The sequence below is a fragment of the Synechococcus sp. H55.2 genome, assembly GCF_047462495.1.
GTDB lineage: Bacteria > Cyanobacteriota > Cyanobacteriia > Thermostichales > Thermostichaceae > Thermostichus.
On the sequence record NZ_JANSJH010000155.1, the window covers coordinates 2,453 to 3,668 of the forward strand.

Genomic DNA, 1,216 nt, shown 5'->3' on the forward strand with positions numbered 1-1,216 from the left:
GGACAACCTGCTGGGTTTGGGCGGATCGCTCGGCGGCCTCGGCCACGGCGAGGGCATGGAGCATCTTTTCGGTGTCTACGTAGAGAGGGCTGCCGTGGCGCAGGTGATCCAGCACCATGCGGGTGTCTTGTTCGAACAGGCCGTGGCGGGATCCCGTCTCCAAGGGGTGGGCACTGCCGGCGCGCAACAGCATCGCCTCTTCGCCGTTGATCAGCAGGCCCCCCCGCTGGCCGTGGAACTCCAGTAGCCGCTGCGAGCACCACAGAGAGTCTCCCTTGCCATAGGTCAACACTGCCAGCAACCCATTGGCAAAACTCAGTTGGGCTGTGCAGTAGCAACTGCTGTAGCGCTGGGGCAAATCCGGCCCGTCGTAGCGCAGTTGACAGCTCACCCGCTCCACCTTGCCCAGCAAGTCCACCAAGCGGTGAATGCGGGAGACAGCCCCCATGAGGGGGAAGCCAAACAGCTCAGGCCGGTAGGTCCAGCGGTCGGGGGCGGGGTGGGTGGCGGTGAGGGTGATGTAGCGGACGGCAAACAACTTGCCCAGCCCTTCCAGCTCCCGCCTCAGCAACAGGTGGATGCCGCTGAGGAGCTCGATGTGCTCCACGTGCAACAGCAACCGCCGCTCGGCTGCCAATTGCACCAGCGACCGGGCTTCGGCAAGGCTGAGGGCAAGAGGATATTCAACGACAGTGTGGATCCCTGCTTCCAGCGCAGCGCGGGCAATGGCCCCATGATCCCGATTGATGGTGCTGACAAAAACCAGATCCAGCCGCTGCTCGCGGAAGAGAGAAGACCAGTCGAAATAGGCAACAGCCCCAAACTCGGCGGCAAAAGTAGCACTCCGCTCGGGGGATCGACCGACAACAGCCACAATCTCCACTTGCCCATCTTTGCGCAAGGCCTCAGCCCGTGAGCGAGCCGCGTAGCCGGTGCCGATGATCCCCACCCGCAAGGTCTGTTCCCTCTCCTAGCCTGCCTCTGTTTGTAGCATCACATAGAAAGGATCCCTTGTACTACCTAGCCATCAGGATCTCGCTTCACCCCAGGGAAACTCCTGCTGCACCCCTTTATTTCAAGCAGCAATAAAACCTCTCGTCACATCACTATTGCTGCGCAACGCTGTCGCGAACGCGTCTCCCTAACTCCCCTCTCCCTGAGGGAGAGGGGACGGGGGTGAGGACATCAATTGTGGCCCGCCACCAGTGAAAATTAA

General features: G+C 61.3%; 1 protein-coding gene. It reads right to left on the reverse strand.

Features of this window, described 5'->3' with window-relative positions:
- Positions 1-949: Gfo/Idh/MocA family protein (locus tag NW844_RS12450; protein ID WP_414336088.1), on the reverse strand; the 949-nt coding region annotated here is incomplete at its 3' end.
- Positions 950-1,216 lie beyond the last annotated feature (267 nt).